This is a genomic window from Streptomyces sp. NPDC048734 (genome assembly GCF_043198675.1).
Classification (GTDB): Bacteria; Actinomycetota; Actinomycetes; order Streptomycetales; family Streptomycetaceae; genus Streptomyces.
In genome coordinates, this window is sequence record NZ_JBICUZ010000005.1 from 1 (window position 1) to 25,718 (window position 25,718).

25 protein-coding genes and 1 rRNA gene are annotated in these 25,718 nt (G+C 71.3%); 8 read left to right on the forward strand and 18 right to left on the reverse strand.

Translation table 11 applies throughout. The features are described 5' to 3' along the window. Positions 1 to 87: ribosomal RNA gene (rrf, locus tag ACGFQC_RS14875) — 5S ribosomal RNA — on the forward strand; the annotation flags it as partial. A gap of 116 nt (positions 88 to 203) precedes the next feature. Next, a complete protein-coding gene (locus ACGFQC_RS14880) occupies positions 204 to 758 on the forward strand; it encodes a GNAT family N-acetyltransferase (RefSeq protein ID WP_363086911.1) in 555 nt (184 codons plus the stop codon). Positions 759 to 761: 3 nt separating this feature from the next. On the opposite strand, the gene ACGFQC_RS14885 is transcribed toward ACGFQC_RS14880, so the two are convergent. The 8 genes from ACGFQC_RS14885 to ACGFQC_RS14920 form a co-directional block, all read right to left on the reverse strand. Then, positions 762 to 2,246: a type VI secretion protein gene (locus tag ACGFQC_RS14885; RefSeq protein WP_363086910.1), complete on the reverse strand. Its 1,485-nt coding sequence runs from the start codon at positions 2,244 to 2,246 to the stop codon at positions 762 to 764. A gap of 14 nt (positions 2,247 to 2,260) precedes the next feature. Next, on the reverse strand, positions 2,261 to 3,685 hold the full coding sequence (locus ACGFQC_RS14890; RefSeq protein ID WP_363086909.1) for an ATP-binding protein: 1,425 nt from the start codon (positions 3,683 to 3,685) through the stop codon (positions 2,261 to 2,263). Between the two features lie 8 nt (positions 3,686 to 3,693). Continuing rightward, on the reverse strand, positions 3,694 to 5,253 hold the full coding sequence (locus ACGFQC_RS14895; protein ID WP_363086908.1) for an SCO6880 family protein: 1,560 nt from the start codon (positions 5,251 to 5,253) through the stop codon (positions 3,694 to 3,696). Further along, the gene (locus tag ACGFQC_RS14900; RefSeq protein WP_363086907.1) at positions 5,250 to 6,596 is read right to left on the reverse strand and encodes a hypothetical protein; all 1,347 of its coding nucleotides are present in this window, start codon (positions 6,594 to 6,596) and stop codon (positions 5,250 to 5,252) included. Before ACGFQC_RS14900 ends, ACGFQC_RS14895 begins: the two co-directional genes overlap by 4 nt. After that, the gene (locus ACGFQC_RS14905; RefSeq protein WP_363086906.1) at positions 6,586 to 7,410 is read right to left on the reverse strand and encodes a hypothetical protein; all 825 of its coding nucleotides are present in this window, start codon (positions 7,408 to 7,410) and stop codon (positions 6,586 to 6,588) included. Before ACGFQC_RS14905 ends, ACGFQC_RS14900 begins: the two co-directional genes overlap by 11 nt. 189 nt (positions 7,411 to 7,599) lie before the next feature. Beyond that, a complete protein-coding gene (locus ACGFQC_RS14910; protein WP_073499096.1) occupies positions 7,600 to 7,908 on the reverse strand; it encodes a hypothetical protein in 309 nt (102 codons plus the stop codon). Positions 7,909 to 8,253: 345 nt separating this feature from the next. Continuing rightward, a complete protein-coding gene (locus ACGFQC_RS14915) occupies positions 8,254 to 8,577 on the reverse strand; it encodes a DUF397 domain-containing protein (protein ID WP_363086905.1) in 324 nt (107 codons plus the stop codon). Positions 8,578 to 8,643: 66 nt separating this feature from the next. Then, positions 8,644 to 9,390 (reverse strand): carbonic anhydrase, encoded by a 747-nt coding sequence (locus ACGFQC_RS14920; protein ID WP_393288305.1) that lies wholly within the window; start codon positions 9,388 to 9,390, stop codon positions 8,644 to 8,646. 274 nt (positions 9,391 to 9,664) lie between these two features. On the opposite strand from ACGFQC_RS14920, the gene ACGFQC_RS14925 reads away from it, so the two are divergent. Beyond that, positions 9,665 to 10,672: a bifunctional lytic transglycosylase/C40 family peptidase gene (locus tag ACGFQC_RS14925; RefSeq protein WP_363086903.1), complete on the forward strand. Its 1,008-nt coding sequence runs from the start codon at positions 9,665 to 9,667 to the stop codon at positions 10,670 to 10,672. Between the two features lie 238 nt (positions 10,673 to 10,910). Then, positions 10,911 to 11,624: a phosphatase PAP2 family protein gene (locus ACGFQC_RS14930; protein ID WP_363086902.1), complete on the forward strand. Its 714-nt coding sequence runs from the start codon at positions 10,911 to 10,913 to the stop codon at positions 11,622 to 11,624. 103 nt (positions 11,625 to 11,727) lie between these two features. Here the strand turns inward: ACGFQC_RS14930 and ACGFQC_RS14935 are convergent, their stop codons facing one another. Then, entirely contained in the window at positions 11,728 to 13,299 is a 1,572-nt protein-coding gene (locus tag ACGFQC_RS14935) for an FAD-binding oxidoreductase (protein WP_363086901.1), read from the reverse strand. Between the two features lie 87 nt (positions 13,300 to 13,386). Next, on the reverse strand, positions 13,387 to 13,560 hold the full coding sequence (locus ACGFQC_RS14940) for a hypothetical protein (protein WP_363086900.1): 174 nt from the start codon (positions 13,558 to 13,560) through the stop codon (positions 13,387 to 13,389). 144 nt (positions 13,561 to 13,704) lie between these two features. On the opposite strand from ACGFQC_RS14940, the gene ACGFQC_RS14945 reads away from it, so the two are divergent. After that, positions 13,705 to 14,544, forward strand: coding sequence for a hypothetical protein (locus ACGFQC_RS14945; protein ID WP_363086899.1), 840 nt, complete (start codon positions 13,705 to 13,707; stop codon positions 14,542 to 14,544). Between the two features lie 159 nt (positions 14,545 to 14,703). Next, positions 14,704 to 14,871 carry a hypothetical protein gene (locus tag ACGFQC_RS14950; RefSeq protein WP_363086939.1) on the forward strand — a complete coding sequence of 56 codons (168 nt, stop codon included), beginning with the start codon at positions 14,704 to 14,706 and terminating at the stop codon, positions 14,869 to 14,871. 53 nt (positions 14,872 to 14,924) lie between these two features. Here ACGFQC_RS14950 and ACGFQC_RS14955 read toward each other — a convergent pair whose 3' ends face one another. Then, entirely contained in the window at positions 14,925 to 15,266 is a 342-nt protein-coding gene (locus tag ACGFQC_RS14955) for a metal-sensitive transcriptional regulator (protein ID WP_363086898.1), read from the reverse strand. A gap of 224 nt (positions 15,267 to 15,490) precedes the next feature. On the opposite strand from ACGFQC_RS14955, the gene ACGFQC_RS14960 reads away from it, so the two are divergent. Together ACGFQC_RS14960 and ACGFQC_RS14965 are read left to right on the forward strand one after the other, a co-directional pair. After that, entirely contained in the window at positions 15,491 to 16,111 is a 621-nt protein-coding gene (locus tag ACGFQC_RS14960) for a DUF47 domain-containing protein (protein ID WP_073496855.1), read from the forward strand. A 7-nt stretch (positions 16,112 to 16,118) separates the two neighbouring features. Then, on the forward strand, positions 16,119 to 17,117 hold the full coding sequence (locus tag ACGFQC_RS14965; RefSeq protein WP_363086897.1) for an inorganic phosphate transporter: 999 nt from the start codon (positions 16,119 to 16,121) through the stop codon (positions 17,115 to 17,117). A gap of 160 nt (positions 17,118 to 17,277) precedes the next feature. Here ACGFQC_RS14965 and pstB read toward each other — a convergent pair whose 3' ends face one another. From pstB to ACGFQC_RS15000, 7 genes are all read right to left on the reverse strand, one after another. Beyond that, a complete protein-coding gene (pstB, locus tag ACGFQC_RS14970) occupies positions 17,278 to 18,054 on the reverse strand; it encodes a phosphate ABC transporter ATP-binding protein PstB (protein WP_363086896.1) in 777 nt (258 codons plus the stop codon). Between the two features lie 71 nt (positions 18,055 to 18,125). Further along, on the reverse strand, positions 18,126 to 19,190 hold the full coding sequence (gene pstA / locus ACGFQC_RS14975) for a phosphate ABC transporter permease PstA (RefSeq protein ID WP_363086895.1): 1,065 nt from the start codon (positions 19,188 to 19,190) through the stop codon (positions 18,126 to 18,128). Next, complete coding sequence (gene pstC / locus ACGFQC_RS14980; RefSeq protein ID WP_363086894.1) at positions 19,187 to 20,200, reverse strand: phosphate ABC transporter permease subunit PstC; 1,014 nt, start codon at positions 20,198 to 20,200, stop codon at positions 19,187 to 19,189. The genes pstA and pstC overlap by 4 nt, the downstream gene beginning before the upstream one ends. Before the next feature lie 136 nt (positions 20,201 to 20,336). Then, complete coding sequence (gene pstS, locus ACGFQC_RS14985; protein WP_363086893.1) at positions 20,337 to 21,467, reverse strand: phosphate ABC transporter substrate-binding protein PstS; 1,131 nt, start codon at positions 21,465 to 21,467, stop codon at positions 20,337 to 20,339. A 275-nt stretch (positions 21,468 to 21,742) separates the two neighbouring features. Continuing rightward, complete coding sequence (locus tag ACGFQC_RS14990; RefSeq protein WP_363086892.1) at positions 21,743 to 22,177, reverse strand: NUDIX hydrolase; 435 nt, start codon at positions 22,175 to 22,177, stop codon at positions 21,743 to 21,745. A gap of 37 nt (positions 22,178 to 22,214) precedes the next feature. Next, positions 22,215 to 23,345 (reverse strand): CHAD domain-containing protein, encoded by a 1,131-nt coding sequence (locus ACGFQC_RS14995; protein WP_363086891.1) that lies wholly within the window; start codon positions 23,343 to 23,345, stop codon positions 22,215 to 22,217. Continuing rightward, entirely contained in the window at positions 23,326 to 25,683 is a 2,358-nt protein-coding gene (locus ACGFQC_RS15000) for an RNA degradosome polyphosphate kinase (RefSeq protein ID WP_393288231.1), read from the reverse strand. The genes ACGFQC_RS14995 and ACGFQC_RS15000 overlap by 20 nt, the downstream gene beginning before the upstream one ends. Between the last annotated feature and the right edge of the window lie 35 nt (positions 25,684 to 25,718).

Below are 25,718 nucleotides of genomic sequence, written 5' to 3' on the forward strand. Positions count from 1 at the left end.
GGTCACATTCCGAACCCGGAAGCTAAGCCTCACAGCGCCGATGGTACTGCAGGGGGGACCCTGTGGGAGAGTAGGACGCCGCCGAACAATCATTCCGGGAAACCCCCGTGCCAATGGCACGGGGGTTTCCTGCGTTCACGGGGACTTTTCGGGCACGGATTATTCGGGTGAGTGGGTCGATGCCCGGGCACTACGGTGGCCCCATGAGCTACCTGATCAGGTCCGTGCGTGCCGAGGAGTGGCCGGCGGTGAAGGAGCTGCGGCTCCTGGCGTTGCGGGACCCGGTCGCGCACCTCGCCTTCCTGGAGACGTACGAGCAAGGGCTGGCGCGGCCCGACTCCTTCTGGCAGGAGCGGACGGCGGGAGGGGCCGAGGGGTCCGACCGGGCGCAGCAGATCGTCGCCGAAGGGCCGGACGGGGAGTTGGTGGGGACGCTCACCGTGCTCGTCGAGGAGGCCGGGACCAAGGACTGGGCGGGCTTTCCGATCGAGCAGCGGCAGGGGCACGTCGTCGGGGTGTTCGTGCGGTCCGAGTACCGCGGGATCGGACTGACCGAGGTGCTCTTCGACGCCGGGCTCGAATGGGCGTGGACACGCGGGCTGGAGCGCGTGCGGCTCATCGTGCACGAGGACAACGGCCGGGCCCGGACCTTCTATCGCAGGGCCGGCTTCATACCGAGCGGAGTCGTCGTGTCGCTGGCCGGGAACTCCGGCGGCCGCGAGCTGGAGTACGTCCTTGAGCGGACCGAGCGGACGTAGGTGTCACACCGGCAGTTCGTGGTGGGGCCAGCGCGCTCGGGCCTGCTCGCGGGAGCGGAGCAGGGCCAGGGTGGGAAGACCGATGACGGTGCCCTCGGCCAGCAGATCGGGGAGCTGGGCGAGCGGAGCCACGGCCGCCACGTCGTCCAGGATCAGGGTCAGTGGTGGGTCGAGCCGACCGGAGGATGACCGTTCGGCCATGCGCCGGCCGCGCTCGACCACGCTTGAGACGAGGGCCGTGAGGAAGGGCATCGCGCCGGGACGCGTCCTCGGGTCCTCGATGGATTCACCGACCACATAAAGCGTTCCCCCTTCGTCGACGAAGGAATCCAAGGCGAGGGCGTCAGTTCGATGAGGAGTGCAGGCCTCGCGGACGTTCACCGTGGAGAGGGCGGCCAGGGCCCGGGTCGTCAGTTCCTGGGCGATGTCCCGCCGTTCGGGGTGGGCCGTCAGGGCGGCTTCCAGCTCGCCCGCGGAACCGGCCGCGGCCTTCGGATTCGTGCGCAGGGTGCGGACCGCTTCCTGGAGCCCGGTGCCCTGGGACCAGCGGTGCACGTGGCGGACGGTGCGGCCGTCGACGGCGGCGGCGTGCAGGTAGCTGCGCAGGAGCGTCTCGGCGGTCTCGGCGACCGCCTGGTCCAGGCGGGCGGTGGGCCGGACGGGCGTGAGGAGGGCGCTCGCACGGGCGGCCGCCGTCGCCTTGTCCTCGCAGCCCGCCGTGGGTGACCAGTGCAGGCGGGCCGGGGTGTCGCAGAGGTGGCTGGGGTCGTAGAGAAGGACCGGCCCGAGCTTGGCCCGGGCGTCCTTGGTGTCCTGCCAGAGCGCGGCGTGCGAGGTGAGGACCAGGACGGCGCCCTCGGCGTCGCGTACGGCCCGGGCCGCGGTGGTGTGGCGGGTGTCGGGCGCGGCGTAGAGGACCGTGCCCTCGGGGCGGGAAGCCGCCTCCCAGCCGACGGGCGGCTCGGTCCGGGTGACGGGAAGGGGCTCCACGGCCTGCGGTGCGGGTTCCGTCCGGGGGGTGGGCACCTCGTGCCGGGCCGGGCGGGCCACCGGCTCCGGAACCGGTGCCGGAGCCGGCAGGGGCACCTCCTGGTCGGGCCGCGTCCTGCGACCCGCCCGTACGGCCCGCCATCTCGCCACCGTGCCCAGCGCGAAGACCGTGAGCACCAGAAGGATCATCACCTGGCCGATGAACAGGCCCCAGAACAGGCCGTAGCCGGAGAGGGCCGACGGGTCGGCGGCCGGCCAGGCGCCGGCGACGTCGTGCGGCCGGCCGACGAGGTGGCGCATGGCCAGGGGCGTGCTGGGGAAGGTGACACCGGCCGGCCAGGAGCCGTGGGCGAAGAGGGCCGCGAGGCCCGTCGCCGTCCACACCAGCAGCGTCATGCCGAGCAGGAACGCGAGCAGCCCGACCAGCAGACCGTCGGGGACGCCTCCCTGGCCCTGCCTGCGGTCCTGGCCCTGGCCGCGGTGGTCGCCCGGTCTCATCGCGCCCCCCGCGCCTACGCCACCGTCGACTCGGACGAGCCGTCCAAGTCGGGCAGGTGCTGTTCCACGAAGGCCGCCGCCCGCCGCTCCTGTTCCAGCTCCGCGGCGCGCAGCGCGTCGTCCTCGGCGAGGTCGGCCGACGACTGGGTCATCGCGCGGTCGGTGAAGACCAGCGGGCGTTCCGTCTCGGTGATCAGGTGTTTGACGACCTGGACGTTGCCGTTGACGTCCCACACCGCGATGCCCGGGGTGAGGGTGGGGATGATCTCCACCGCCCAGCGGGGCAGGCCGAGCACGCGGCCCGTCGCCCTCGCCTCGTCGGCCTTCTGGGCGTAGATCGTCCGTGTCGACGCCATTTTGAGGATGGCGGCGGCCTCCTTCGCCGCCGCTCCGTCGACCACGTCGGACAGGTGGTGGACGACCGCGACGAAGGACAGGCCGAGGCGGCGGCCGAACTTCAGCAGCCGCTGGAACAACTGCGCCACGAAGGGGCTGTTGATGATGTGCCAGGCCTCCTCGACCAGGAAGATGCGCTTCTTCCGGTCGGGGCGGATCCAGGTGTGCTCCAGCCACACGCCGACGATCGCCATGAGGATCGGCATGGCGATGGAGTTGCGGTCGATGTGGGACAGGTCGAAGACGATGAGCGGGGCGTCCAGGTCGATGCCGACCGTCGTCGGGCCGTCGAACATGCCGCGCAGGTCACCGTCGACGAGGCGGTCCAGCACCAGCGCCACGTCCAGGCCCCACGCCCGTACGTCGTCTATGGCGACGTTCATCGCCTCGGCCGACTCCGGTTCGGGGTGCCGCAGCTGCTCGACGATGTCGCTGAGCACCGGCTGGCGTTCGACGATCGTCTCGTTGACGTAGGCGTGCGCGACCTTGAGGGCGAAGCCGGAGCGTTCGTCCAGGCCGTGGCCCATCGCGACCTCGATGATGGTGCGCAGCAGTGCCAGCTGGCCCGTCGTCGTGATCGACGGGTCCAGTGGGTTGAGGCGGATGCCGTGGTCCAGGGCGGCCATCGGGTCCAGGCGGATGGGGGTTATGCCGAGCGCCTGCGCGATGAGGTTCCATTCGCCGACGCCGTCCTCGCCCTGGGCGTCCAGGACGCACACCTGGCGGTCCCGGAAGCGCAGCTGGCGCAGGACGTACGTCTTCTCGAGGGCCGACTTGCCGTTGCCGGACTCCCCGAGGACCAGCCAGTGCGGGGCCGGGAGCTGTTGGCCGTACAGCTGGAAGGGGTCGTAGATGTAGCCCTTGCCCGAGTAGACCTCGCGGCCGATGATCACGCCCGAGTCGCCGAGGCCGGGGGCGGCGGTCGGGAGGTAGACCGCCTGGGCCTGGCCAGTGGAGGTGCGGACGGGCAGGCGGGTGGTCTCGACCTTGCCGAAGAGGAAGGACGTGAAGGCGTCGGTGAGGACGGACATCGGGTCCCGCATGTAAAGCCCTACCTTCGGATGCCGGTGGCGAACGGGAGGGTGTTCACGAACGCGCGGTGGTGCTCTCGGTCGCACCACTCCAGCTTGAGGTACGACTTGCCCGCGGACGCCCTGATCGTCCGCTTGTCGCGGGCCAGTGCCTCCGGATTGCGGGAGGAGACGGTGATGTAGCCGACGAGGTTGACGCCGGCCGCGCCGCTCGCGAGGTCCTCGCCGCGCTGGTCGATGCGGGAGTGGGCGGCCACGTCGCGCGGGTCCACCGTACGGTTCATCTTGGCGGCCCGGCTCGCCTCCGCCTCGTCGTTCGTCTTCTCGGTCAGCATGCGTTCGATGGCGACCTCGGTGGGTTCGAGGTCCATCGTCACGGCGACCGTCCGGATGACGTCCGGGGTGTGGACGAGGAGCGGGGCCAGGAAGTTGACGCCGACGGGCGTCATCGGCCACTCCTTCACCCAGGCCGTGGCGTGACACCAGGGGGCCCGGGTGGAGGACTCGCGGGTCTTGGCCTTGAGGTACGTCGGCTCCATGGCGTCCAGCTCGGCCGGCCAGGCGTTGCGCCGGGTCATCGCCTGGATGTGGTCGATCGGGTGGTCCGGGTCGTACATGGAGTGGATGAGCGACGACAGGCGGCCCTGGCCGAGGGGCTGGCGGACCCGGATGTCCGCCTCCTGGAGGCGGGAGCAGATGTCGGTCAGCTCGCGGGCCATGACGACGGCGAGACCGGCGTCGCGGTCCAGCTTGCGGCCGTTCTGCGGGCGGGCGGCACGGGCCATGGCGTTCGCCTCGGCGGCCAGTTCGCGCGTGTAGTGCATGCAAGCGACCAGGTAGGCGCGGTGCTGCTCGCTGCTCGTCGACACCATCGACTGGAGCTGGTCGTACGACGACTGCAGCCACGGCGGGGCCTTGTCGTCGCCGCGCTGGGTGACGTCCTTGGCGTGGGCGTCGGGGTCGGCCGGGAGGGTGCGGGCGAGCATCTGGAGGCGGGTGACGAAGCCGTCGCCGTTGGCCACGTGCTTGAGGAGCGTGCCGAAGCGGTCGACGAGGGCCTCCTGGTCCTCGCTGTCGCGCAGGCCGACGCCGGGCCCCTCGATCTCGATGGCCGCGGTGACCGTACGGCGGTCGGCGTGCAGCAGGACGGCGATCTCGTCGGGGCCGAAGGGGGCGGCCAGCCAGCTGATCCGGCCGATTCCGGGCGGCGGGCCGATCTCGATCTCCTGCCCGTCGATCCGGGTGCCCGCCTCCATGACGGCCGAGCGGTAGACCGTGCCGCGGCGCAGGGTGCGCTTGTAACTGCGGTTGATCTCGAACCACTTGTAGAACGTGCGGTGCTTGTACGGCATGTAGACCGCGGCGATCGCGATCATCGGGAAGCCGGCGAGCAGCACGATCCGCAGGGTCAGGACGGGGACGAGGAGCCCGCACATCATGCCGAGGAACGCGCCGACGACGATGAGCGCGATCTCTCCGGACTCGCGGTTGCGGCCGACGATCGCGTTCGGCCGGGCGCGGCCGATCAGATATGTACGGCGGGGCGTGACCACGTGGGACACGTGGGAATCAGTCGTCAACGCCCTTCACCTCCGGTGCGGTTGGTGCTGCTGTTGCGGTTGTTTCCGGCGTGCGGGGTGTTCACCGGGCTGCCGGCGCGGGGCGCGGGTGCGGCGGAGGGGACGGATCCGCCGCCTCCGTTCGAGGTACGCGAGCTGTGCGCGGCCACGCCGCCGGCGGTCTGGTTGGCCGGGCGCTGGCCACTGGAGGAGGACCCGCCGCCGTTGCTGTCGGCGCGGGTGCTGTGCGTCTTGATGCCCTGGGCGACGAGGGTGGCGGGGGAGCTGATGACGGCCGCGGCCTTGCGCTCGGCGCCCTGCATCATGCGGTTGTTGCGCGAGTTGGCGATCTCGTCGCCGAAGCCGGGCACGAAGCGGTAGATCATCGCGCTGGCGAAGATGGCCAGCAGGATGATGGACAGGCCGGAGACGACCGCGCCGAAGGCGTTCGGGCCGTCGTCGGCGGAGAGCGCGCCGGCCAGGCCGAGGACGATCACGACGACCGGCTTGACCAGGATGACGGCGATCATGATGCCGGCCCAGCGGCGGACGTGGCCCCACAGGTTCTTGTCGACGAGGCCCGCGTAGACGACCGTGCCGAGCAGGGCGCCGACGTAGAGCAGGGCGGCCCGCAGGACAAGCTCCAGCCACAGGACGCCGGCGGCGAGGATGGACACCAGGGAGACCACGATCAGCATGATCGGGCCGCCGCCGATGTCCTCGCCCTTCTCCAGGGCGGCGGAGAAGGTGCCGAAGAAGGTGTCGGTCTGGTTGCCGGTGGTCTTCGCCAGGGCCTCGCTGATGCCGTCGGTGGCCGAGACGACCGTGTACAGGATCAGCGGCGTGAAGGCGGAGGCGAGGACGGTGAGCCACAGGAAGCCGACGGCCTCGCCGATCGCGGTGGTGAGGGGGACTCCCCGGACGGCCCGCTTGGCGACGGCCAGCAGCCACAGCAGGAGGGTCAGGACGGTCGACGCGGCGAAGACGACGGCGTACTGCTGGAGGAACCGGGCGTTGGTGAAGTCGACGTTCGCGGTGTCCTGCACGGCGACGCTGAGCTTGTCGACGGTCCAGGCGGCGGCCTCGGCACAGCCCTTGGCCAGCGAGGAGAGGGGGTCGGCCGTGTCGGAGACGGTGGGGGTGGTGGTGCCGGAGCGGGCGTTGCCCCGCTCGCAGTACTCCTTGGCCTGACCCGGGATGAGGCTGCAGTCGACGCCGTCCGAGGCCGAGGGCGAGGCCGACGGCGAGGGCGACGGGCTGGGGGTGGGCACGGCGGCGGCGCGGGTGGCCAGCAGTACGGCCGACGCCTGGACGGCCGTGACGATCGCGGCGAGCCGGAGCACGCGGGGCGGGTTACCGGGCATACGTGAACCCTCCGTACTCCTCGATGGCCTTGCTGATCTCGTCGGAGGAGGCGGCCCTGTCGTCGCCCGGGACCGGGGCGGGGCCGTCCTGCTGTTCGTCGGCGGCGACCTTCCAGTCGCCCTCGACCCACTGGAGGTCGAAGGTCCAGGTCTTCCACGACGAGGTGACGGGGTCGGTCGACTTCTCCCCGGACATGCCGATCAGACCGAGGTACCAGACGGCGACCTTCGCGGTGGTGTCGGTGTACGCCTGGACCGTGGTGCCCACCGGGACGACGCGTGAGACGAAGGTGTTGCCCGTCGGCGCGTTGCCGTCGGCGTCGAGACCCAGCTTGGCGAGGAAGTCGGCCGAGTAGGCCCGGTCCATCGGGGCCTGGAGCCCGGCCGCCGCGGCGGCGGTGTAGACGGTGCCGACCAGGGCGTGCCGGCTCTCCTTCTGGAACATGCCGGTCGAACCCAGCGCGACGGCGTAGTTGGCGGCGGCGGACTGGGCGCCCTGCTCGGTCCGGGCGAAGCCCGACGGGACGTCGCCGGCTCTCGTCTTCACCGGCTTCGTCCCGCTCGCCGCCGTCGACGAGGTCCTCGGCTTGTCGCCGCTGCCCTCGCCCGTGGCCGCGGTGGAAGAGGAATCGTCTCCTCCACGGTTCGCGAAGGCGATCGCGGCGATCAGGAGGACGACGACGCCGACCACCATGACCAGGCTGCGCGAGGACGAGCGGGCGGGGCGGCGGGCGCCGCCGTAGGGGTCGGCTTCGGGCAGGCGCACACGGGTGCCCGCGGGCTCGCCGTAGTCGTGTTCGTCTCCGGGACTCATGCCGTGTACGCCCCCTCGATGCCGTACCGGAACACGTAGTAGTACGACGGTAGCCGTGCTGGTTCCCGCGCGGGCGCGGTGTGGTGACTCGACATCAGGGAAACGCAACCTCAGCCGGTGGGCACGACGGGTGGGTGGGGTGGAGGGGGCCGGGAGTGCCCGGAGCGGACTGGCGGTGGGCGGCGCCCGCTACACGGCCATGCCGTACACGATCGTGAACAGGGTGCCGAGGGAGCCGATGATGAAGACGCCCGTCAGCCCGGCGATGATGAGGCCCTTGCCCTGTTCCGCGCTGAAGGTGTCGCGCAGGGCCGTCGCGCCGATGCGCTGCTTGGCGGCGCCCCAGATCGCGATGCCGAGGCAGAGGAGGATGGCGATGGCCATCACCACCTCGATCATCACCTTGGCCTCGTTGCCCAGGCTGCCGAAGGGGCCCCAGTCCGGAGCGATCCCGCCGATGATGGTGTTGATGTCGCCCTTGTCGGCCGCAAAGAGCATGTAAGTCACCGCCCCTGGTGGGTAGTTCCGAGATGCCCCTGCGGTGTGCAGAGGTCACGTCTCATTGTCGCCGACAAAGCCGCCTTCGTATGTCGACTTGGCGTCATTGACGGGCGGGATTCGTACGAATGGCACGCACTCGTCACTCTGTGTATCACGGCAGGTCACGCCGGGCAATGAAGTCGGAGCGGAACCTGTCGTGCGGTTCCGTCGTTGACCCACTTCACGGCCGTGCGCCGTTTCTGACGGCTGGTCGGGTGAGCTTCCGTTTTCGATGGTCTCATGACTGAGGGCGAACGGGAGGCGGGGCTGCTGCTCGCCCTCCGCGCGCTCCCCGACCGTGTGTCAGCGGTGCGGACGGGCGGTTGTCTCGGCTTCGCCGTCCGTGTCCGCCGCGCCCGCCGTTCCGTTCACGCCGTCGGCTTCACCGGCTTCGTCCACGCCCTCCACGAAGTGGTCGAACTCCCCTGCCCGTACGCCCAGGACGAACGCGTCCCACTTGCGCCGGTTCGTCGTGACCACGTTGTCCGGGTCGTTGGTCTCCCGGAGATATACGGGGGCCTCTCCGTCGTCGCCCTCGCCGAAGGCGATCTCGATCCAGGGGCCGGGGCCGGTCGCCTCCGGCGGCGCGGCGCGAACCCACGTCAGGTCGGGGGGGATGTCGGTCACGGGAGATTCCTTCCGCACGGGCCTCGGCGACATGAGGACGATAGCCCGGCCCGGCCCGGCTCCGGGTCAGTCGATCCGGTGCACCGCCTGGGTCGTGAGCTCGTAGCGGGCGCCCACGACGGCCAGCTCGCCGGCCGTGATCCTCGCGGCGAGGTCGGGTTCGGCGGCGAGCAGGGAGCGGACGGCCAGGACGTTCGCGTCGACGGTGGCGTCGACGCGGGCGTCACCTTCCTTCGTGCGGTCGATGAAGGGGCGTATCCGGTCGGCCAGGTACTGGATGTGCGCGGGCAGCCGTTCGCCGGAGAGGTCCGCCTCGACCGCCGCGCGCACGGCGCCGCAGGACTGGTGACCGAGAACGACGACCAGCGGTATGCCCAGCTCCAGCACGCCGTAAGCGACGCTGCCGAGGACGGCTTCGTCGAGGACCTCACCGGCCGTGCGGACGGTCATCAGGTCGCCGAGGCCCTGGTCGAAGACCAGCTCGGGCGGGACGCGGGAGTCGATGCAGCCGAGGACGACGGCGAAGGGGTGCTGGCCCTGCGTCAGGCTCTGCCGGACGGAAGGGGTCTCGTCCGGGTGCCGTTCGCGGAAGGTGCGCCAGCGACGGTTGCCGGCGGCCAGTTCCCGCAGGGCCTCCGACGCGGTGGCGGGGCGGGCCGGCTTGCGGGGGGCGGGCGTGGCGGAGGCCGGCGCCGCGGTGAGGGGCGCGCCGCCCACGGTCATCGCACCGACCAGGCCGCCGCGCAGCAGGGTGCGGCGGGCGGGGGCCGGGAGGAGGGCGGCCGGGCGGGGGGAGGTGTCAACGTCAGGGATCACGGAAGGGAACGTATGCGCGAGACCCGGGATCGGTGCGGAGGTTGCCCGAACATGGGAGTCGATGGGGAATCCGCTACCGGACGATGGGCTGTGCTTGGCGTGCACCGGGAGCGGCCTTGACGCGGCCGACCGGGAGGGGCGCATCCGGCGGTGACGGGGCGGCGCCCCGTCGGGGTCGGTCCGGCCGGCGGTGGATGCGCCGGTTGCACGGGATTCCGCGGGGGAAGCTCATACACTGACGCGGGCGGAAAGCCGTACGGGCGAGGGGCGGTTGACGGTGCGTAAGGCGTGGATCCTGGCGGGTGCCGCGACTGCGGCGGGGCTCAGCTTCGTGATGCTGCTCGTCGTCGGCGTGTACGTCATCGCCGGGAACCTCGCGGGCGGCGTGGGCGGCAGGAGCGTCGGGCTGGCCAAGGGTGCCGTGCCCGCCGCCTACCAGGCGCTCGTGCAGAAGTGGGGCAACCTCTGCTCCGCGATCGACCCGGCGCTGCTCGCCGCCCAGCTCTACCAGGAGAGCGGATTCAACCCCAACGCCAAGAGCCCCGCGGCGGCCCAGGGGATAGCGCAGTTCATCCCCGGCACCTGGGCCACCCACGGCATCGACGGCGACGGGGACGGCGACCGTGACGTGTGGGACCCGAATGACGCGATTCCGTCGGCCGCGTCCTACGACTGCGAACTCGCCTCGTACGTCAAGAAGGTGCCGGGCGACCCCACCCACAACATGCTCGCGTCCTACAACGCGGGGGCCTATGCGGTCATCAAGTACGGGGGTGTGCCGCCGTACCGGGAGACCCAGAACTACGTGAAGACGATCACCACGCTGGCGAAGAGCTTCGCCGCGCCGGTCACCCGGGTCGATCCGTCCGAGCAGGCCGCCGGGGCGATCTACTTCGCCCAGAAGAAGCTGGGGACGCCGTATCTGTGGGGTGGCAACGGCACGCCTGAGCAGGGCGGACGGTTCGACTGCTCGGGGCTGACCAAGGCGGCGTACGAGAGTGTCGGGATCACCCTGCCCCGGGTGGCCAACGACCAGTACAACGCGGGGCCGCACCCCTCGCGGGACGAGCTGCTGCCGGGCGACCTGGTGTTCTTCTCGACCGATCCGACCAACTCCCGGGCCATCGACCACGTCGGCATCTACGTCGGCGGCGGGTACATGATCGACGCGCCCCGCACGGGGGCGGTCATCCGGTTCGACCCGATCGACACCCGCAAGTACTTCGGTGCCACGCGGGTCACCGAAGATGGCGCGAAAGCGCTCCCCACGAGGGTCTGAGCCGGACGGGGACCCGTAGCCTGAGCTGCGGTGACGTATCTCTCTTCGATAACGTCTGCGTGATCATTCGGTGGAGAGTGGAACGTATCAACGGGGGTCGTGCGTTCCTGTTGACGTAGCCGAGCAATGCCTGTGACCGACCGACAGAGCGGCGAACGCGGATCTACGACCACGGGGGTGGGTACGAGCGGCGTGCGTGAGGCGCGCCCGGCAGCAACGACGAAGGGGCCGCAGCACCATGGCTGGACTCGCCGCATCCGGGTCGAATCCTGACGTCGACCTGCTCTACGACATCAACGGCCTGGCCAAGGAGGCCCCGCACTGGCTGGACCGGATCGTCGAGTTCGTCGGCGAGTACGGGCTGCTCCTGGCGATGGTGCTGCTCGTGCTCTGGTGCTGGTGGACCGTGCGGCGGCGGCCCGTGTCGGCCGAGGAGGCCGCCTCCTCCGTGGCCGCGCTGGTGTGGGTGCCGTTGGCCGCCGCGGTCGCGGTCCTGGTGAACGTGCCGATACGGGGTTTCGTGGAACGGCCCCGGCCCTTCCTCGACCACCAGGGCCTGGAGGTCCTGGTCGCAGGGAAGACCGACTACTCCTTCGTGAGCGACCACGCGACGATCACCATGGCGATGGGGGTCGCGCTGTTCGTCGCCCACCGCAGGTTCGGAATCGTGGGGATCGGGCTGGGGCTGGTGGAGGGGTTCTGCCGGGTCTACATGGGGGTGCACTACCCGACGGACGTCATCGGGGGGTTCGCGCTCGGTACGGCTGTGGCGCTGCTGCTGTCGCCGGTGGCCTCGATGCTGCTCACCCCCGTGCTGAAGGCGGTGGAGCGGACCGCGTGGCTGGGATGGGCCGTGCGGGCGCGCTCCGTGCGGGGCACGGGGGAGGACGCCGTGGTCCCGGGGGCCAGGGTCGGGGCGGCCTCCGCCGAGGAGCGGGACCTGGCCGCGTAGGCGGTCGCGCGGCCGGCGCCCCGGGGCCGGGGCCGGGGGCCCGTCGGTCCCGGGGCGCCGGCCGCGGTCCGGCGGCGGGTGGTCGCGGTCCGGGCCGGCCTCGTCACAGCGACTGTGCGTACGTGAAGAAGCCGGTCGGGTCGTACTGGCGCTTCACCTCGGTGAGGTGCGGGAGCGCCGGGCCGTAGTACGCCTTCTTCCAGGTCGGCAGGGTGGGGTCGGCGTAGTTCTGGTAGGCGGCGCCCGAGGCGTGCGGTGCCATGGCGCGGTGGGCCGCGGTGAGCCAGGACCGGGCCGTCGTGCCCGTCGTGCCCGCGCGCCACGACACCAGGTACTGGGCCAGCATCCGGGAGCGGCGGTGGACGAACGCCGTGGCCGTGGGGGAGACCCGGTTGATCGCGCCGCCCAGGGCGGTGAGCGCGATGCTGCCGGAGCCGCCCCGGACGGTCCCCAGCTGCCGCAACAGGGTCTGGACGCCCGCTGCCGAGAGGGAGCGGTCGAAGAAGTCCGAGCAGGCCGCGTAGGTCTCGCGGCCCAGGGCGCCCCGCGGGGAGCGGCCGGGGGTCGGACCGGGCAGGTGGCACTGGGCGTCGGTGGCGAAGGAGGAGCATCCGGCGTAGACCTCCATGGCCTCCTCGTAGGAGCGGCGGCGCAGCGACACGGTCGTCGCGGAGGCGCCCACGCGGTCCGCGAGGCGGTCGACGGCGTTCTGCAACTGGCCGTGGGTGCCGATGCAGAAGGCGGACACGGAGATCCTCGGGGTGCCGCCGGGCGTGCCCGCCAGGTGGAGGGCGGACCAGATCTCGTCCGGCTGGGACGGGCCCCATTCCTGCCAGGCCCGCAGCACGGCCGCGGCCTTCGCCCAGGGCCAGGAGAGGCGGCCGGTCACCGCCTGGGGGGCCGGGTGGGTGGTGAAGCGGAGTTCGGTGACGACGCCGAAGTTGCCGTTGCCCGCTCCGCGCAGTGCCCAGAACAGGTCCTTGTGGTGCGTGGCGTCCGCCGTGAGCCGCCTGCCGTCCGCCGTGACGATCGTCGCCTGGGTGAGGCTGTCGCAGGTGAGGCCGTAGGCGCGGGAGACGACGCCGTGGCCGCCGCCCAGGACCAGGCCGGAGACACCGACCGTCGGGCAGGAGCCGGCCGGGATCGTCACGCCCTTGGCGGCGAGCGTGCGGTAGACGTCGATCAGTTTGGCGCCGGCGCCGACGACGGCCGAACCGCCGCTCGCGCGGACCCGGTTCAGCCGGGAGACGTCGAGGACCAGCCGGCCGTCGCCCGAGGACCAGCCGCCGTAGGAGTGGCCGCCGTTGCGGATGGCGACCTTGGTGCCGTGGGCGCGGGCGTACGCCAGGGCGGTACGGATGTCGTCGGGATGGGCGACGTAGGCGACCGCGGCCGGCCGGAGGGTGTCGAAGCGGGTGTTGTACAGCTGCCGGGCCGCCGTCCACGAGGCGTCCGCGGGGCGGATCAGGGGGCCGTCGAGGGAGCGGTCGAGGGCGGCCCAGTCGGCGGCGGCCACGGCGCGCGCGGTCCGTGGCGGGATCTTGCCGTCCGCCGTGCCGGAGAGGGCCTGGGAGACGGGGGCGGTCCCCAAGGAGCCGCCGCCGTCGACGCCCGGCCGGCACGCGGCCGTCGTGACGGCGGCCGTGCCGCCTGCGATGAACGTACGCCGATGCATGTCCGACCGTCCTGTGCCTTCCGTCGTCCCAGGGAGCCAGACGGGGTCCAGGGCCCGGGGGTTCCCCGCGGAGGGGAACGGGACGGGTCAGTCGTGGATGTGGCCGGCGGCGTCCGCTCTGGCCAGGCTTCTCGCCCTGCGCGCCGGGCCGTGCCAGCCGCAGGTGCAGCGGGCCAGGCAGAAGGGGCCGCGTTCGACGGTCGTGGTGGTGTGGGTTTCCCCGTCGCCGGGGGAGGAGACCGAACGGTCCTGCTGGGTCACGGAGTCAACCGTACCCAGTCCCGGCGGAAAGAACGCCCGCGACCGCCGTGAACCCCGCTCGCGCGTGACGGGTGCCGCCCACCCGTCGTTATCGGGAACGACAGGGGACCCGTGACGGACGTACCGGCTGGGGGTAGACAGGCGATGGCTCAGCGGCAGCAGCGGCGGTGGGGTACGGCGGTCGTCGCGGGGCTGGCGGCCGGGGTCTGGGCCGGTGCCGCCGCCGGGTGCGCCGGGCCCGGGAACGCCGCCGAGGACGCGCCGGCCGCCGACCCGGTCGAGACGCTCCGCCGGGCGGCCGACGCGCTGGTGGCGGCGGGCAGTTCGAAGGCCCGGACGTCGATGGAGATGGCCACCGGCGGGACCCGCGTGACGATCCGGGGCGAGGGCGTCTACGACTACCGCCGGCAGCTCGGGCGGCTGAAGGTGGTGCTCCCGCAGGATCCGTCCGGCGTCAGTGGGCACCGGCCCATCGTCGAACTCCTCGCGCCCGGCGCGCTGTTCATGAAGAACCGGGGCGCGGGCGTGCCCGCCGACAAGTGGGTGCGGGTGGACACGGCGACGCTGTCCGACGGGAACCTGGTGACCGGTGGCGCGACCAACCCGTACGCAGCCGCCGAGGTGCTGCGCGGGACGCGCACCGCGACCTATGTGGGGCGGGGCCGGCTGGCGGGGACCGACGTGCGGCACTTCCGCGGCACCGCCGACCTCGCGGTGGCCGCGAGGGGTGCCTCGGCGGGCGGCCGGGACTCGCTGGGGGCGGCGGCGAAGGGGTTCGCCACCGCCCGGGTCCCCTTCGACGTCTACCTCGACGACGAGGGACGCATCCGCAAGGTCCGGCACCGGTTCACCTTCGTCAACGGACGGCAGAAGGAGGCCGTCGCGGTCGCCTCGACGACGCTGCTGTACGACTTCGGGGCGCCCGTCGACGTACGGCTGCCGGTGCCCGCGGACATCTACGCCGGGCGGATCGCGGAGGAGTGAGCCGGGCCGGCGCCGCGGGGCGGGCGGCCGGTGACCGTCCGGTGGGGGCCGGATCCGGCCAGGAAACCGGTATGAGGACTAGCCCGTCCGTGCCATGCGCGGCGTGTGCGCCGCTCCCTACTCTAGGAAGTCGGTGACGGCAGGGACGAGGTGATGCGCGTGGCTCCGGTCGGTGGTACGGCGGTACAGGACCACGTGGCCCTCGCCGAGATCGAACTGTGCGGGGAGCTGATCATCGCGGCCTCCGCCGCCGAGGAGCGGCTCAGCCTGGAGAGCATCGACGAGGTGCTGAGGGTGGCCGAGGAGCGTGAGGCCCGCGCCGGCTGACGCGCGGGCCCCGGTCGGTGCCAGGGGGGACAGGCTCAGGGGCAGGGCCGGGATCAGGTCCGCAGCAGGCGGCCGATGGCCTTCGTGGCCTCCTCGACCTTCGCGTCGATCTCGTCGCCGCCCTTGACGGCCGCGTCGGCGACGCAGTGGCGCAGGTGCTCCTCCAGCAGTTGCAGCGCGAAGGACTGCAGGGCCTTGGTGGAGGCGGACACCTGGGTGAGTATGTCGATGCAGTAGGTGTCCTCCTCGACCATGCGCTGGAGGCCCCGGATCTGCCCCTCGATGCGACGCAGGCGCTTGAGGTGCTCGTCCTTCTGTTTGTGGTAGCCGTGCACACCGCGGTCGTGGTCGGTCACGGCCTCTTCGGTGGCCGCCCCGGCCTCGGTGGTCGTCATGGTGTCCTCCAGACATATACCCCTACTGGGTATATCGTACCGAACTTTGCGGGGTATGGGGCCTGGAGCTGCGGCTGCCGACGGCTCGTGGAACGGACCACCGGGCGGCCCCGCTGCCGGTCGTCGTGGTTCATGGGTGACACTGGTGGGCGGCCCATTAGCCGTGGCCGGATGATGCGCCTAGCATCAGCCTGACCGAAACCGATGCATCCTGAGGACCCCACGTGCGCTTTCGTCTGACCCCCAGGGAGACGAGCTTCTACGACATGTTCGCCGCGTCCGCGGACAACATCGTCACGGGCTCGAAACTCCTCATGGAACTGCTCGGGGCGGACACCGCCGGCCGGGCCGAGATCGCAGAGCGTATGCGGGCCGCGGAACACGCCGGTGACGACGCCACGCACGCGATCTTCCACCAGCTGAACTCCTCCTTCATCACGCCGTTCGACCGCGAGGACATCTACAACCTCGCGTCGTCCCTCGACGACATCATGGACTTCATGGAGGAGGCCGTCGACCTCGTCGTCCTCTACAACGTCGAGGAACTGCCCAAGGGCGTCGAGCAGCAGATCGAGGTGCTGGCGCGGGCGGCGGAGCTGACCGCCGAGGCCATGCCGAACCTGCGGACCATGTCCAACCTCACCGAGTACTGGATCGAGGTCAACCGGCTGGAGAACCAGGCCGACCAGATCCACCGCAAGCTGCTCGCCCACCTCTTCAACGGCAAGTACGAAGCGATCGAGGTGCTGAAGCTCAAGCAGATCGTGGACGTGCTGGAGGAGGCCGCGGACGCCTTCGAGCACGTGGCGAACACGGTGGAGACCATCGCGGTCAAGGAGTCCTGACCCCTTCATGGACACCTTCGCTCTGGTCGCGACCATCGCGGTCGCGCTCTTCTTCACGTACACGAACGGCTTCCACGACTCGGCGAACGCGATCGCGACGTCCGTGTCGACGCGGGCGCTGACGCCGCGGGCGGCGCTGGCGATGGCCGCGGTGATGAACCTCGCCGGCGCCTTCCTCGGCTCCGGGGTCGCCAAGACCGTCAGCGAGGGGCTGATCGAGACGCCCGAGGGGTCGCAGGGGATGGGGATCCTCTTCGCGGCGCTGGTGGGGGCGATCACCTGGAACCTCGTCACCTGGTACTTCGGCCTGCCGTCCTCGTCCTCCCACGCGCTGTTCGGCGGCATGGTGGGCGCGGCGCTGGCCGGCGGGACGCAGGTCTACTGGAGCGGGGTGCTGGAGAAGGTCGTCATCCCGATGTTCGTGTCGCCGGTGGTCGGCCTGCTGGTCGGCTACCTGGTGATGACGGCGATCATGTGGATCTTCCGGCGCGCCAACCCGCACAAGGCCAAGCGGGGCTTCCGCATCGCGCAGACGGTGTCGGCGGCCGGCATGGCGCTCGGGCACGGTCTGCAGGACGCGCAGAAGACGATGGGCATCGTGGTGATGGCGCTGGTCATCGCCGACGTCGAGGACTACGGCGACCCGATCCCGGTGTGGGTCAAGATCGTGTGCGCCGTGATGCTGTCGCTGGGCACCTACGCGGGTGGCTGGCGCATCATGCGCACGCTCGGCCGGAAGATCATCGAGCTGGACCCCCCGCAGGGCTTCGCGGCCGAGACGACCGGCGCCTCGATCATGTTCATCTCCGCGTTCCTCTTCAAGGCGCCGATCTCGACGACGCACGTCATCACCTCGGCGATCATGGGTGTGGGCGCGACCAAGCGGATCAACGCCGTGCGGTGGGGCGTCGCCAAGAACATCGTCCTCGGCTGGTTCATCACCATGCCGGCGGCGGCGGTCGTCGCGGCCTGCGCCTTCTGGCTCGTCAACCTGGCGTTCCTGTAGGGCACGCGGAGCCCGCCCGGCGGGTGGGGCTGCGCGGACGGTGTCCGTCCCTGCCCCCCGGCCCTTTGCGGGCAAACGCGCGAGCCCGCCCCCCGGGAGCCGGGGGGCGGGCTCTTCTGCGTCCTCGCGGTGGCACCGCCATGCAGCACCGCGAGGGGTCCTAGCCGAAGCGGCCCGAGATGTAGTCCTCGGTGGCCTGGACCGACGGGTTGGAGAAGATGCGTTCCGTGTCGTCGATCTCGATCAGCCGGCCGGGCTGCCCGACGGCCGCCAGGTTGAAGAAGGCCGTGCGGTCGGAGACGCGCGCCGCCTGCTGCATGTTGTGCGTGACGATGACGATCGTGAAGCGTTCCTTCAGCTCGCCGATCAGGTCCTCGATGGCGAGGGTGGAGATCGGGTCGAGCGCGGAGCAGGGCTCGTCCATCAGCAGGACGTTCGGCTCCACCGCGATCGCCCGCGCGATGCACAGACGCTGCTGCTGGCCGCCGGAGAGGCCCGAGCCCGGCTTGTTCAGGCGGTCCTTCACCTCGTTCCACAGGTTCGCGCCCTTGAGGGACTTCTCGACGACGTCCTGCAGTTCGCTCTTCTTGTAGTTGCCGTTCAGCCGCAGGCCCGCCGCGACGTTGTCGAAGATCGACATCGTGGGGAAGGGGTTCGGACGCTGGAACACCATGCCGACCTCGCGCCGCACCGACACCGGGTCGATGCCCTGGCCGTACAGGTCCTCGTCGTCGAGCATCACCTTGCCCTCGACGCGGCCACCGGAGGTGACCTCGTGCATGCGGTTCAGCGTGCGCAGGAACGTCGACTTGCCGCAGCCGGAGGGGCCGATGAAGGCCGTCACCGAGCGCGGCTCGACGGTCATCGAGATGTCCTCGATCGCCTTGTGGGAGCCGTAGTACGCGGTCAGTCCGCTTACGTCGATTCGCTTCGCCATGTCTTCTACTTCACTTCCAAAAGTCCGGTGGGTCGCTGTGGTCCCGCGCGGCGGCAGCCGTGTGTCGATGCTCAGCGACCGGTCTTCGGGGCCTTCCAGCGGGCGATGCCGCGGGCCACCAGGTTGAGGATCATCACGAAGGCGATCAGCGTGAGGGACGCCGCCCAGGCGCGGTCGTACGCCGCCTGAGAGCCGGCGCTCTGCGCGTACTGCTGGTAGATGTACAGCGGCAGCGACGCCTGCGCACCCTCGAAGGGGTTCGAGTTGATGAACGGGTTGCCGAAGACGAGGAGGAGGACGGGGGCGGTCTCACCCGCGATGCGGGCCACCGAGAGCATGACGCCGGTGATGATGCCGCCGATGGAGGTCGGGACGACCACCTTCAGGATCGTGCGCCACTTGGGGACGCCCAGGGCGAGGGAGGCCTCGCGCAGCTCGTTGGGGACGAGCTTGAGCATCTCCTCCGTCGAGCGTACGACGACCGGCATCATCAGGATGGCCAGGGCCAGCGAGCCCGCGAAGCCGAAGGGCTGCATGTCGAACATCAGCATGAGGCTGAGGATGAACAGACCCGCGACGATCGACGGGATGCCCGTCATGACGTCCACGAAGAAGGTGACGGCGCGGGCGAGGTTGCCGCGCCCGTACTCCACCAGGTAGATCGCGGTGAGGATGCCGATCGGGGCGCCGATCAGGGTGGCGAGGCCGACCTGCTCCAGGCTGCCGAGGATGGCGTGGTAGATGCCGCCGCCGGCCTCGGAGTCGGCGACGATGCCCATCGAGTGGGTCAGGAAGTAGACGTCCAGGACCTTGACGCCGCGCTCCACGGTCGCCCAGATCAGCGAGGCGAGCGGCACGACGGCGATCAGGAAGGCGACCCAGACGAGGGCGGTGGCGATGCGGTCCTTGGCCTGGCGGCGGCCCTCCACGCGGGCGGCGATGCCGTAGGTGGCCAGCAGGAAGAGGAGGCCGGCGATCAGGCCCCACTGCACGCGGCTGTCGAGGCCCCCGGCCAGACCGATGACCACGGCCAGGGCGATCGAACCGCCCGCGATGGCCCACGGGGACCACTTCGGCAGGGAGGCGCCGCGCAGGGTGCTGCCGGGGCGCTTGTCGTTGAGGACGGCGTGGCTCATGCGTTGGCCCCCGAGTACTCCTTGCGGCGGGCGATGATCGCGCGGGCCGCGCCGTTGACCAGCAGCGTGATGACGAACAGGACCAGGCCGGAGGCGATGAGCGCGTCCCGGCCGAACTCGTTCGCCTCGTTGAACTTGCTGGCGATGTTCTGGGCGAAGGTGCCGCCGCCCGCGTTGAGCAGGCTGGCGTGGATGTCGAAGTCGGGGGAGAGGACCGTGGCGACGGCCATCGTCTCGCCGAGGGCGCGGCCGAGGCCGAGCATCGACGCGGAGATCACACCGGAGCGGCCGAACGGCAGCACGGACATCCGCACGACCTCCCAGCGCGTGGCGCCGAGGGCCAGGGCGGCCTCCTCGTGCATCTGCGGCACCTGGCGGAAGACCTCGCGGCTGACGTTGGTGATGATCGGCAGGATCATGATCGCCAGCAGGATGCCGACGGTGAGCATCGAGCGCGGGGGGCCCTGGTCCCAGGAGAAGGCCCCCGTCCAGCCCAGGTACTCGTCCAGCCAGCTGAAGAGGCCGTTCATGTGCGGGACGAGGATCAGGGCGCCCCACAGGCCGTACACGATGGACGGCACGGCGGCGAGCAGGTCGATCACGTACGAGATCGGGTTGCGCAGCTTGCGCGGGGCGTAGTGGGTGAGGAACAGCGCGATGGCGACGGCGATCGGGACCGCGAGGACCATGGCGACGATCGAGGAGACCACCGTGCCGAAGGCGAGGACGGCGATGCCGAACTTCGGCGGCACCAGCCCGGTGTTCCACTCGAAGGTGGTGAGGAAGTTCGCTTCGTCCTCGCTGATGGCCAGCGAGGCCCGGTACGTGAGGAAGACCGCGATGGCGGCCATGATCGCGAGCAGCAGGATGCCCGACCCGCGGGAGAGACCGAGGAAGATCCGGTCACCGGGTCGGGTGGCGCCGCGCGCCGCGCGCTTCTGCTCGGCAGTGGCCGGCGACGGGGCCGTGGGTGGAGGTGCTTCGTCTGTCTTCTGCGTCGATATGTCCATGGGGTTCTCCGGTCTGCGGAGCCGCTCGTGGGTGGGCGGCTCGGGCGGGGCCGGGTATGCGTGCGGCCCCTGGCGGCGGTGCACCGGACGGTGCGGTCCGGGCCGGGCGGACCCGGCGCCGGACCGCACCTTCAGATCAGCTCAGGCCCTCGACGGTGGTGCGGACCTTGGTGATGATGGAGTCGGGGATCGGCGCGTAGTCGATGCCCGAGAGGATGCCCTGGCCCTGCTCGCTGGCCAGGTAGCGCAGGAAGGCCTTGGTGGCCGGCAGGGTGGCTGCCTTGTTGCCCTTGTCGCAGACGATCTCGTACGTCACCAGGGTGATCGGGTACGCGCCCTCGGCCTTGGAGGTGTAGTCGATCTTCAGCGCCAGGTCGTTGCCCGTGCCGACGACCTTGGCGGCCGCGACGGCCTTGGTGGCGCCCTCGGAGGAGGCCTTGACCGGGGCGGCGGCGCCCGTGTTCAGGGCGACGGTGCCGAGACCGTCCTTGGCGTACGACAGCTCCATGTAACCGATGGCGCCGTTGGTCTGCTTGACGCCCTGCGCGACGCCGGAGGAGCCGGAGGCGGACTGGCCGCCCTTGGCCTGCCAGGCCTTGCCGCCCTCGTACTTCCAGTCGTTCGGGGCGGCGGCGATCAGGTACTTGGTGAAGTTGTCCGTGGTGCCGGACTCGTCCGAGCGGTGGTACGGCTGGATCTGGAGGTCGGGAAGCTTCGCGTCGGGGTTCAGCTTCGCGATGGCCGCGTCGTTCCAGTTCTTGATCTTGCCGTCGAAGATCTTCGCCAGGGTCGGCGCGTCCAGGACGAGGTTCTCGACACCGGAGAGGTTGTACGCGACGGCGATCGGGCCGGCCACCATCGGCAGGTCGATGCCCTGGCCGCCGGTGCAGACCTCCTTGGAGGCGGTGACCTCTTCGGGCTTCAGCGCGGAGTCGGAGCCGGCGAAGGCGACCGTGCCCTGCGTGAACGCGGTGATGCCGGCGCCGGAACCGGAGCCCTTGTAGTTGACCTGGACCCCGTTGCAGGCCTGGGTGAAGTTCTTGACCCAGGCGTCGATCGCGTTCTTCTGCGCGGAGGAGCCGTCGGCGAGGAGCTGGCCCTTGGCGTCGTCGCACTTGATGTCACTGGCGCCCGCGGCGGCGGAGCTGCTGCCGCCGCCGCTCTTGGAGCCGGTGTCGTCGGAGCCGCACGCCGTGAGGGCCAGGGCGCCGGAGACGGCGAGAGCACCGAGGGTGAGGGCCCGCCGGTTCATGCGCTGAAGCTTCACTTGAGGGAGATCCTTCCGAGAGCCGCCGTCCTGAATCCGGCGGCGTGCGAAGACTGGGCGGCACGAGCGCTTCCCTGGAGTCGCGCACCGCACCGGGTAAGGCCGAAATTAGGCAGAACAGGTGAAGCCGCCTACGGGCCCAAATGAACGCGGGGTGAACCCCTGAAGGCGGTGCGGTTAGGTCACGGAACGCTCACGCCGAGGACACAGGGTGATTCCGGCCGGGCGGGGGCCGCGCCCGGTACGGGGCGGTGAGCGACGCGCCGGGCCCGGGGCTACGCCCGGTGCAGGGCGGTGAGCAGCGCGTCCACGAGGGCGCGGTCCCTCGGCTCCGTGAGGCGGGCGCGGGCGGCCGCCGGGGGCAGCCAGAGCACCCGGTCCACCTCGTCGTTCGGCGTGAAACGACCGGCGCCGGCCTCGGCCGCCCAGTAGCGGACCTCCTTCGGGCGGCCCTGGGCCAGGTAGCGGGCCGTGGGCAGCCGGGGCCCCGGGTGCGCCGTGTGGCCGGTCTCCTCGGCCACCTCGCGGACGGCGCACGCCAGCCAGTCCTCGCCGTGCTTGAGCTTCCCCTTGGGATGCGACCAGTCGTCGTACTTCGGTCGGTGGACCAGGCATACCTCCAGCTCACCGTCGATCGGCGACCGCCGCCACAGGACGCAGCCGGCTGCCCGCACGGGAACCTCTTCGGACGTGCCGTCGGGATGGCTCACCGGTCACCGCCTCCTGGACGAGTGGGGCCCTCGCGGGCTACGACGTGATCGTGCCGACGGTCTGCTTCTGCCACGAACGCTGGAAGGCGTACCGTGCCGCCTCCACCTCGTGCCGCTGGTCCGCGTGCAGCACCCCCAGCGCGTACGCCGTCGCCGGGGCGATGCGGGGCGTACGGGCCGCCTGGGCCGCGGCGGCCGCCGCCTCCGAGGCGTCGCGGTGGCGGTCGAGGGCCTGGCCGGCCGAGAGCAGCCGGACGTCGGACGGGCCGTCGTCGCCGTGCAGGACCTCCAGGGCGTACCGGTGCAGGCGCAGCAGGAGGCGGACCTGGTGCCAGGGCGCGTCCTGCGGGTGCGGGGCGGGGTCCGGGGACAGGCCGTGGATCAGCGCCTCCGCGTTGTACGGATGACCGGCGGTCACCAGGGGCAACGCGGTGACCGCGTCCGCGAGGCGCTCCTTAGCCGCGGCGGCCAGGGGCCACGGGTCGGCGGTGGCGGCGTGCGGCGCGAGGGGGACCTCGCTGGCCAGGACGGCGACCTTGTCCGCGACGGCGTGGAAGCGGGAGGAACCGAGGGCCTGGAGGGCGGTGGAGTGGGCCCGGGTGCGGGCGAGGGTGAGCTGGCGGTCCAGGAGAGCGCCCGCCTTGGCCGCGCCCACGGTCAGGTTGCCGCGGTCGGGGGCGGTGCCCGCCGCTCTCGGCGGGGCGCCCTTCCGGGAGCCGGCCACGGGCACGGCCGTCACGGTGGCCGCGCCCGTCCCCGACGCCAGGGCCTGGGGCGGTATCACCGTCGCCCCCGACAGCCGCTGCAGCGCGAGCAGCAGCCGCTCCAGGCGGGACGCGCAGGCGTGTTCCAGGGCCAGCGTGCCCGACACCCAGGCCAGTTCGGGGCGTATCTCCTCCGACCAGCCGGGGTCGAGCAGCGGGCGGAACGTGTGCAGGCTGCCGCTGATCCGGCGGGCCGAGCGGCGCAGGGCGCGCGCCGCGTCGACGGCGTCCGCCGTGCCGCCGCCCGAGCCGTTCTGCCCGCCGCCGGTCTCCCGGTGCAGGCGCAGAGCGCGGAGGAAATCGGTGGCCTGGCCCCGGAGGTAGCCGGCCAGGACCTCCCCGGTCACGGGCGGGGCGGCACGCCCGGCCGTGGAATCCGTCAGGTCATGGTGTCGCTGTGCCACGCCGGCGCCTCCGGGCGTCTATGAGCATCTCCTGGACGTTGCGCAGGGGCTGGCCGTCCGCGTCGGTCGCGTGTCGTGTCCACTCGCCGTCCGGGCCGAGGTGCCAGGACGCGGTGGAGTCCGACATGCCGGTCTCCAGAAGCCGGTTCAGGGCCGCCCGGTGGGCCGGGTCGACGACCCTGACCAGGGCTTCGATACGACGGTCGAGGTTGCGGTGCATCATGTCGGCGCTGCCGATCCACACCTCGGGTTCACCGCCGTTGCCGAAACCGAACACCCGGGAGTGCTCCAGGAAGCGGCCGAGGATCGAACGGACCCGGATGTTCTCCGACAGGCCCGGCACGCCCGGGCGCACGGCGCAGATGCCGCGCACCCAGACGTCGACCGGGACACCGGCCTGGGACGCCCGGTAGAGGGCGTCGATGAGCGCCTCGTCCACCATGGAGTTGACCTTGATGCGGACGTGGGCGGGGCGCCCGGCGCGGTGGTGCTGGACCTCCTTGTCGATGCGCGAGATCAGGCCGTCGCGCAGGGACTTGGGGGCGACCAGCAGCCGGCGGTAGGTCTCGCGGCGGGAGTAGCCGGAGAGCCGGTTGAAGAGGTCGGAGAGGTCCGCGCCGACCTGGGGGTCCGCGGTGAGCAGGCCGAGGTCCTCGTACAGCCGGGCCGTCTTCGGGTGGTAGTTGCCGGTGCCGACGTGGCTGTAACGCCGCAGGGTCTCGCCCTCCTGGCGGACCACCAGGGACAGCTTGCAGTGGGTCTTCAGGCCGACCAGGCCGTAGACGACGTGGCAGCCGGCCTCCTCCAGTTTGCGCGCCCACTTGATGTTGGCGTGCTCGTCGAAGCGGGCCTTGATCTCGACCAGCACGAGGACCTGCTTGCCGGACTCGGCGGCGTCGATGAGCGCGTCGACTATCGGGGAGTCGCCGGAGGTCCGGTACAGGGTCTGCTTGATGGCGAGGACGTCCGGGTCGGAGGCCGCCTGCTCCAGGAAGGCCTGCACGGAGGTGGAGAAGCTGTCGTACGGGTGGTGCAGCAGCACGTCCCGGTTGCGCAGGGCCGCGAAGATGTCGGGCGCGGACGCCGACTCGACCTCGGCCAGGTCGCGGTGGACGCCCGCGATGAACTTGCGGTACTTCAGCTCGGGCCGGTCCAGGCCGTGGATGCGGAACAGGCCGGTGAGGTCCAGGGGGCCCGGCAGCGGGTACACCTCGGCCTCGCCGATCTTCAGCTCGCGCACCAGCAGGTCGAGCACCTCGCGGTCGATGGACTCCTCGACCTCCAGGCGCACCGGCGGTCCGAAGCGGCGCCGCATGAGTTCCTTCTCCAGGGCCTGGAGGAGGTTCTCGGCGTCGTCCTCCTCGACCTCGAGGTCCTCGTTGCGGGTGAGGCGGAAGGCGTGGCTCTCCAGCACCTCCATGCCCGGGAACAGCTCCTCCAGGTGGGCGGCGATGACGTCCTCGACGGGGACGAACCGGCCCGGGGAGCATTCCAGGAAGCGGGACAGCAGCGGCGGCACCTTCACGCGCGCGAAGTGCTTGTGCCCGCTGACCGGGTTGCGCACGATCACCGCGAGGTTCAGGGAGAGCCCCGAGATGTACGGGAAGGGGTGTGCCGGGTCGACCGCCAGGGGCGTCAGGACGGGGAAGATCTGGTGCCGGAACAGCGTGAAGAGGCGGGCCTGCTCCTTCTCCGTCAGCTCGTTCCAGCGGACCAGGTGGATGCCCTCCTCCGCGAGTGCGGGGGCGACGTCCTCGTGGTAGCAGGCGGCGTGCCGGGCCATCAGCTCGCGGGATCGGGCCCAGATCATCTCCAGCACCTCGCGCGGCTGGAGGCCGGAGGCGGAGCGGGTGGCCACGCCGGTGGCGATGCGGCGCTTGAGTCCGGCCACCCGGACCATGAAGAACTCGTCGAGGTTGCTCGCGAAGATGGCGAGGAAGTTGGCCCGCTCGAGCAGGGGCGTGTTCGGGTCCTCGGCGAGTTCGAGGACCCGCTCGTTGAACGCCAGCCAGCTGCGCTCCCGGTCGAGGAAGCGGCCCTGCGGCAGTTGGGGCCCGTCGTACGGCGACTCCTCGTACCCGTCGAGGTCGGCGTCGATGTCGGGTTCCAGATCGGATACCGCGGCGGCCACCGTGTGCGGGCGGTGCGCGGCTATGGAGCCCACGGAGGGCTGCTCGTGCTGGACCTTGGCCTGGGCGTTCGACTGGCTCATGGACCCATTCTTCCGCGCCGACGGCGAGACAGGCGCGTCGGATCGTGCGCGGGGGAGCGCGGCAACGTTCCCGTCGAGGAGTCTGTCCTCGGGGGGCGGCGAGGGCTCGGGCACGGCGGGGTTCATTGGCTGAGCGTCGCAAGGTCGTCTGAACCAGTGGT

Bases quoted from the DNA above. Each gene is read 5' to 3' on its own strand.
- ACGFQC_RS14935 (WP_363086901.1), bottom strand. From the start codon at position 13,299: ATGCATCGGCGTACGTTCATCGCAGGCGGCACGGCCGCCGTCACGACG.
- ACGFQC_RS14965 (WP_363086897.1), top strand. From the start codon at position 16,119: ATGGACACCTTCGCTCTGGTCGCGACCATCGCGGTCGCGCTCTTCTTC.
- ACGFQC_RS15000 (WP_393288231.1), bottom strand. From the start codon at position 25,683: ATGAACCCCGCCGTGCCCGAGCCCTCGCCGCCCCCCGAGGACAGACTC.
- pstC (WP_363086894.1), bottom strand. From the start codon at position 20,200: ATGGACATATCGACGCAGAAGACAGACGAAGCACCTCCACCCACGGCC.
- ACGFQC_RS14910 (WP_073499096.1), bottom strand. From the start codon at position 7,908: ATGCTCTTTGCGGCCGACAAGGGCGACATCAACACCATCATCGGCGGG.
- pstB (WP_363086896.1), bottom strand. From the start codon at position 18,054: ATGGCGAAGCGAATCGACGTAAGCGGACTGACCGCGTACTACGGCTCC.
- ACGFQC_RS14900 (WP_363086907.1), bottom strand. From the start codon at position 6,596: ATGCCCGGTAACCCGCCCCGCGTGCTCCGGCTCGCCGCGATCGTCACG.
- ACGFQC_RS14945 (WP_363086899.1), top strand. From the start codon at position 13,705: ATGGCTCAGCGGCAGCAGCGGCGGTGGGGTACGGCGGTCGTCGCGGGG.
- ACGFQC_RS14880 (WP_363086911.1), top strand. From the start codon at position 204: ATGAGCTACCTGATCAGGTCCGTGCGTGCCGAGGAGTGGCCGGCGGTG.
- ACGFQC_RS14885 (WP_363086910.1), bottom strand. From the start codon at position 2,246: ATGAGACCGGGCGACCACCGCGGCCAGGGCCAGGACCGCAGGCAGGGC.
- ACGFQC_RS14930 (WP_363086902.1), top strand. From the start codon at position 10,911: ATGGCTGGACTCGCCGCATCCGGGTCGAATCCTGACGTCGACCTGCTC.
- ACGFQC_RS14955 (WP_363086898.1), bottom strand. From the start codon at position 15,266: ATGACGACCACCGAGGCCGGGGCGGCCACCGAAGAGGCCGTGACCGAC.
- pstA (WP_363086895.1), bottom strand. From the start codon at position 19,190: ATGAGCCACGCCGTCCTCAACGACAAGCGCCCCGGCAGCACCCTGCGC.
- ACGFQC_RS14890 (WP_363086909.1), bottom strand. From the start codon at position 3,685: ATGCGGGACCCGATGTCCGTCCTCACCGACGCCTTCACGTCCTTCCTC.
- ACGFQC_RS14905 (WP_363086906.1), bottom strand. From the start codon at position 7,410: ATGAGTCCCGGAGACGAACACGACTACGGCGAGCCCGCGGGCACCCGT.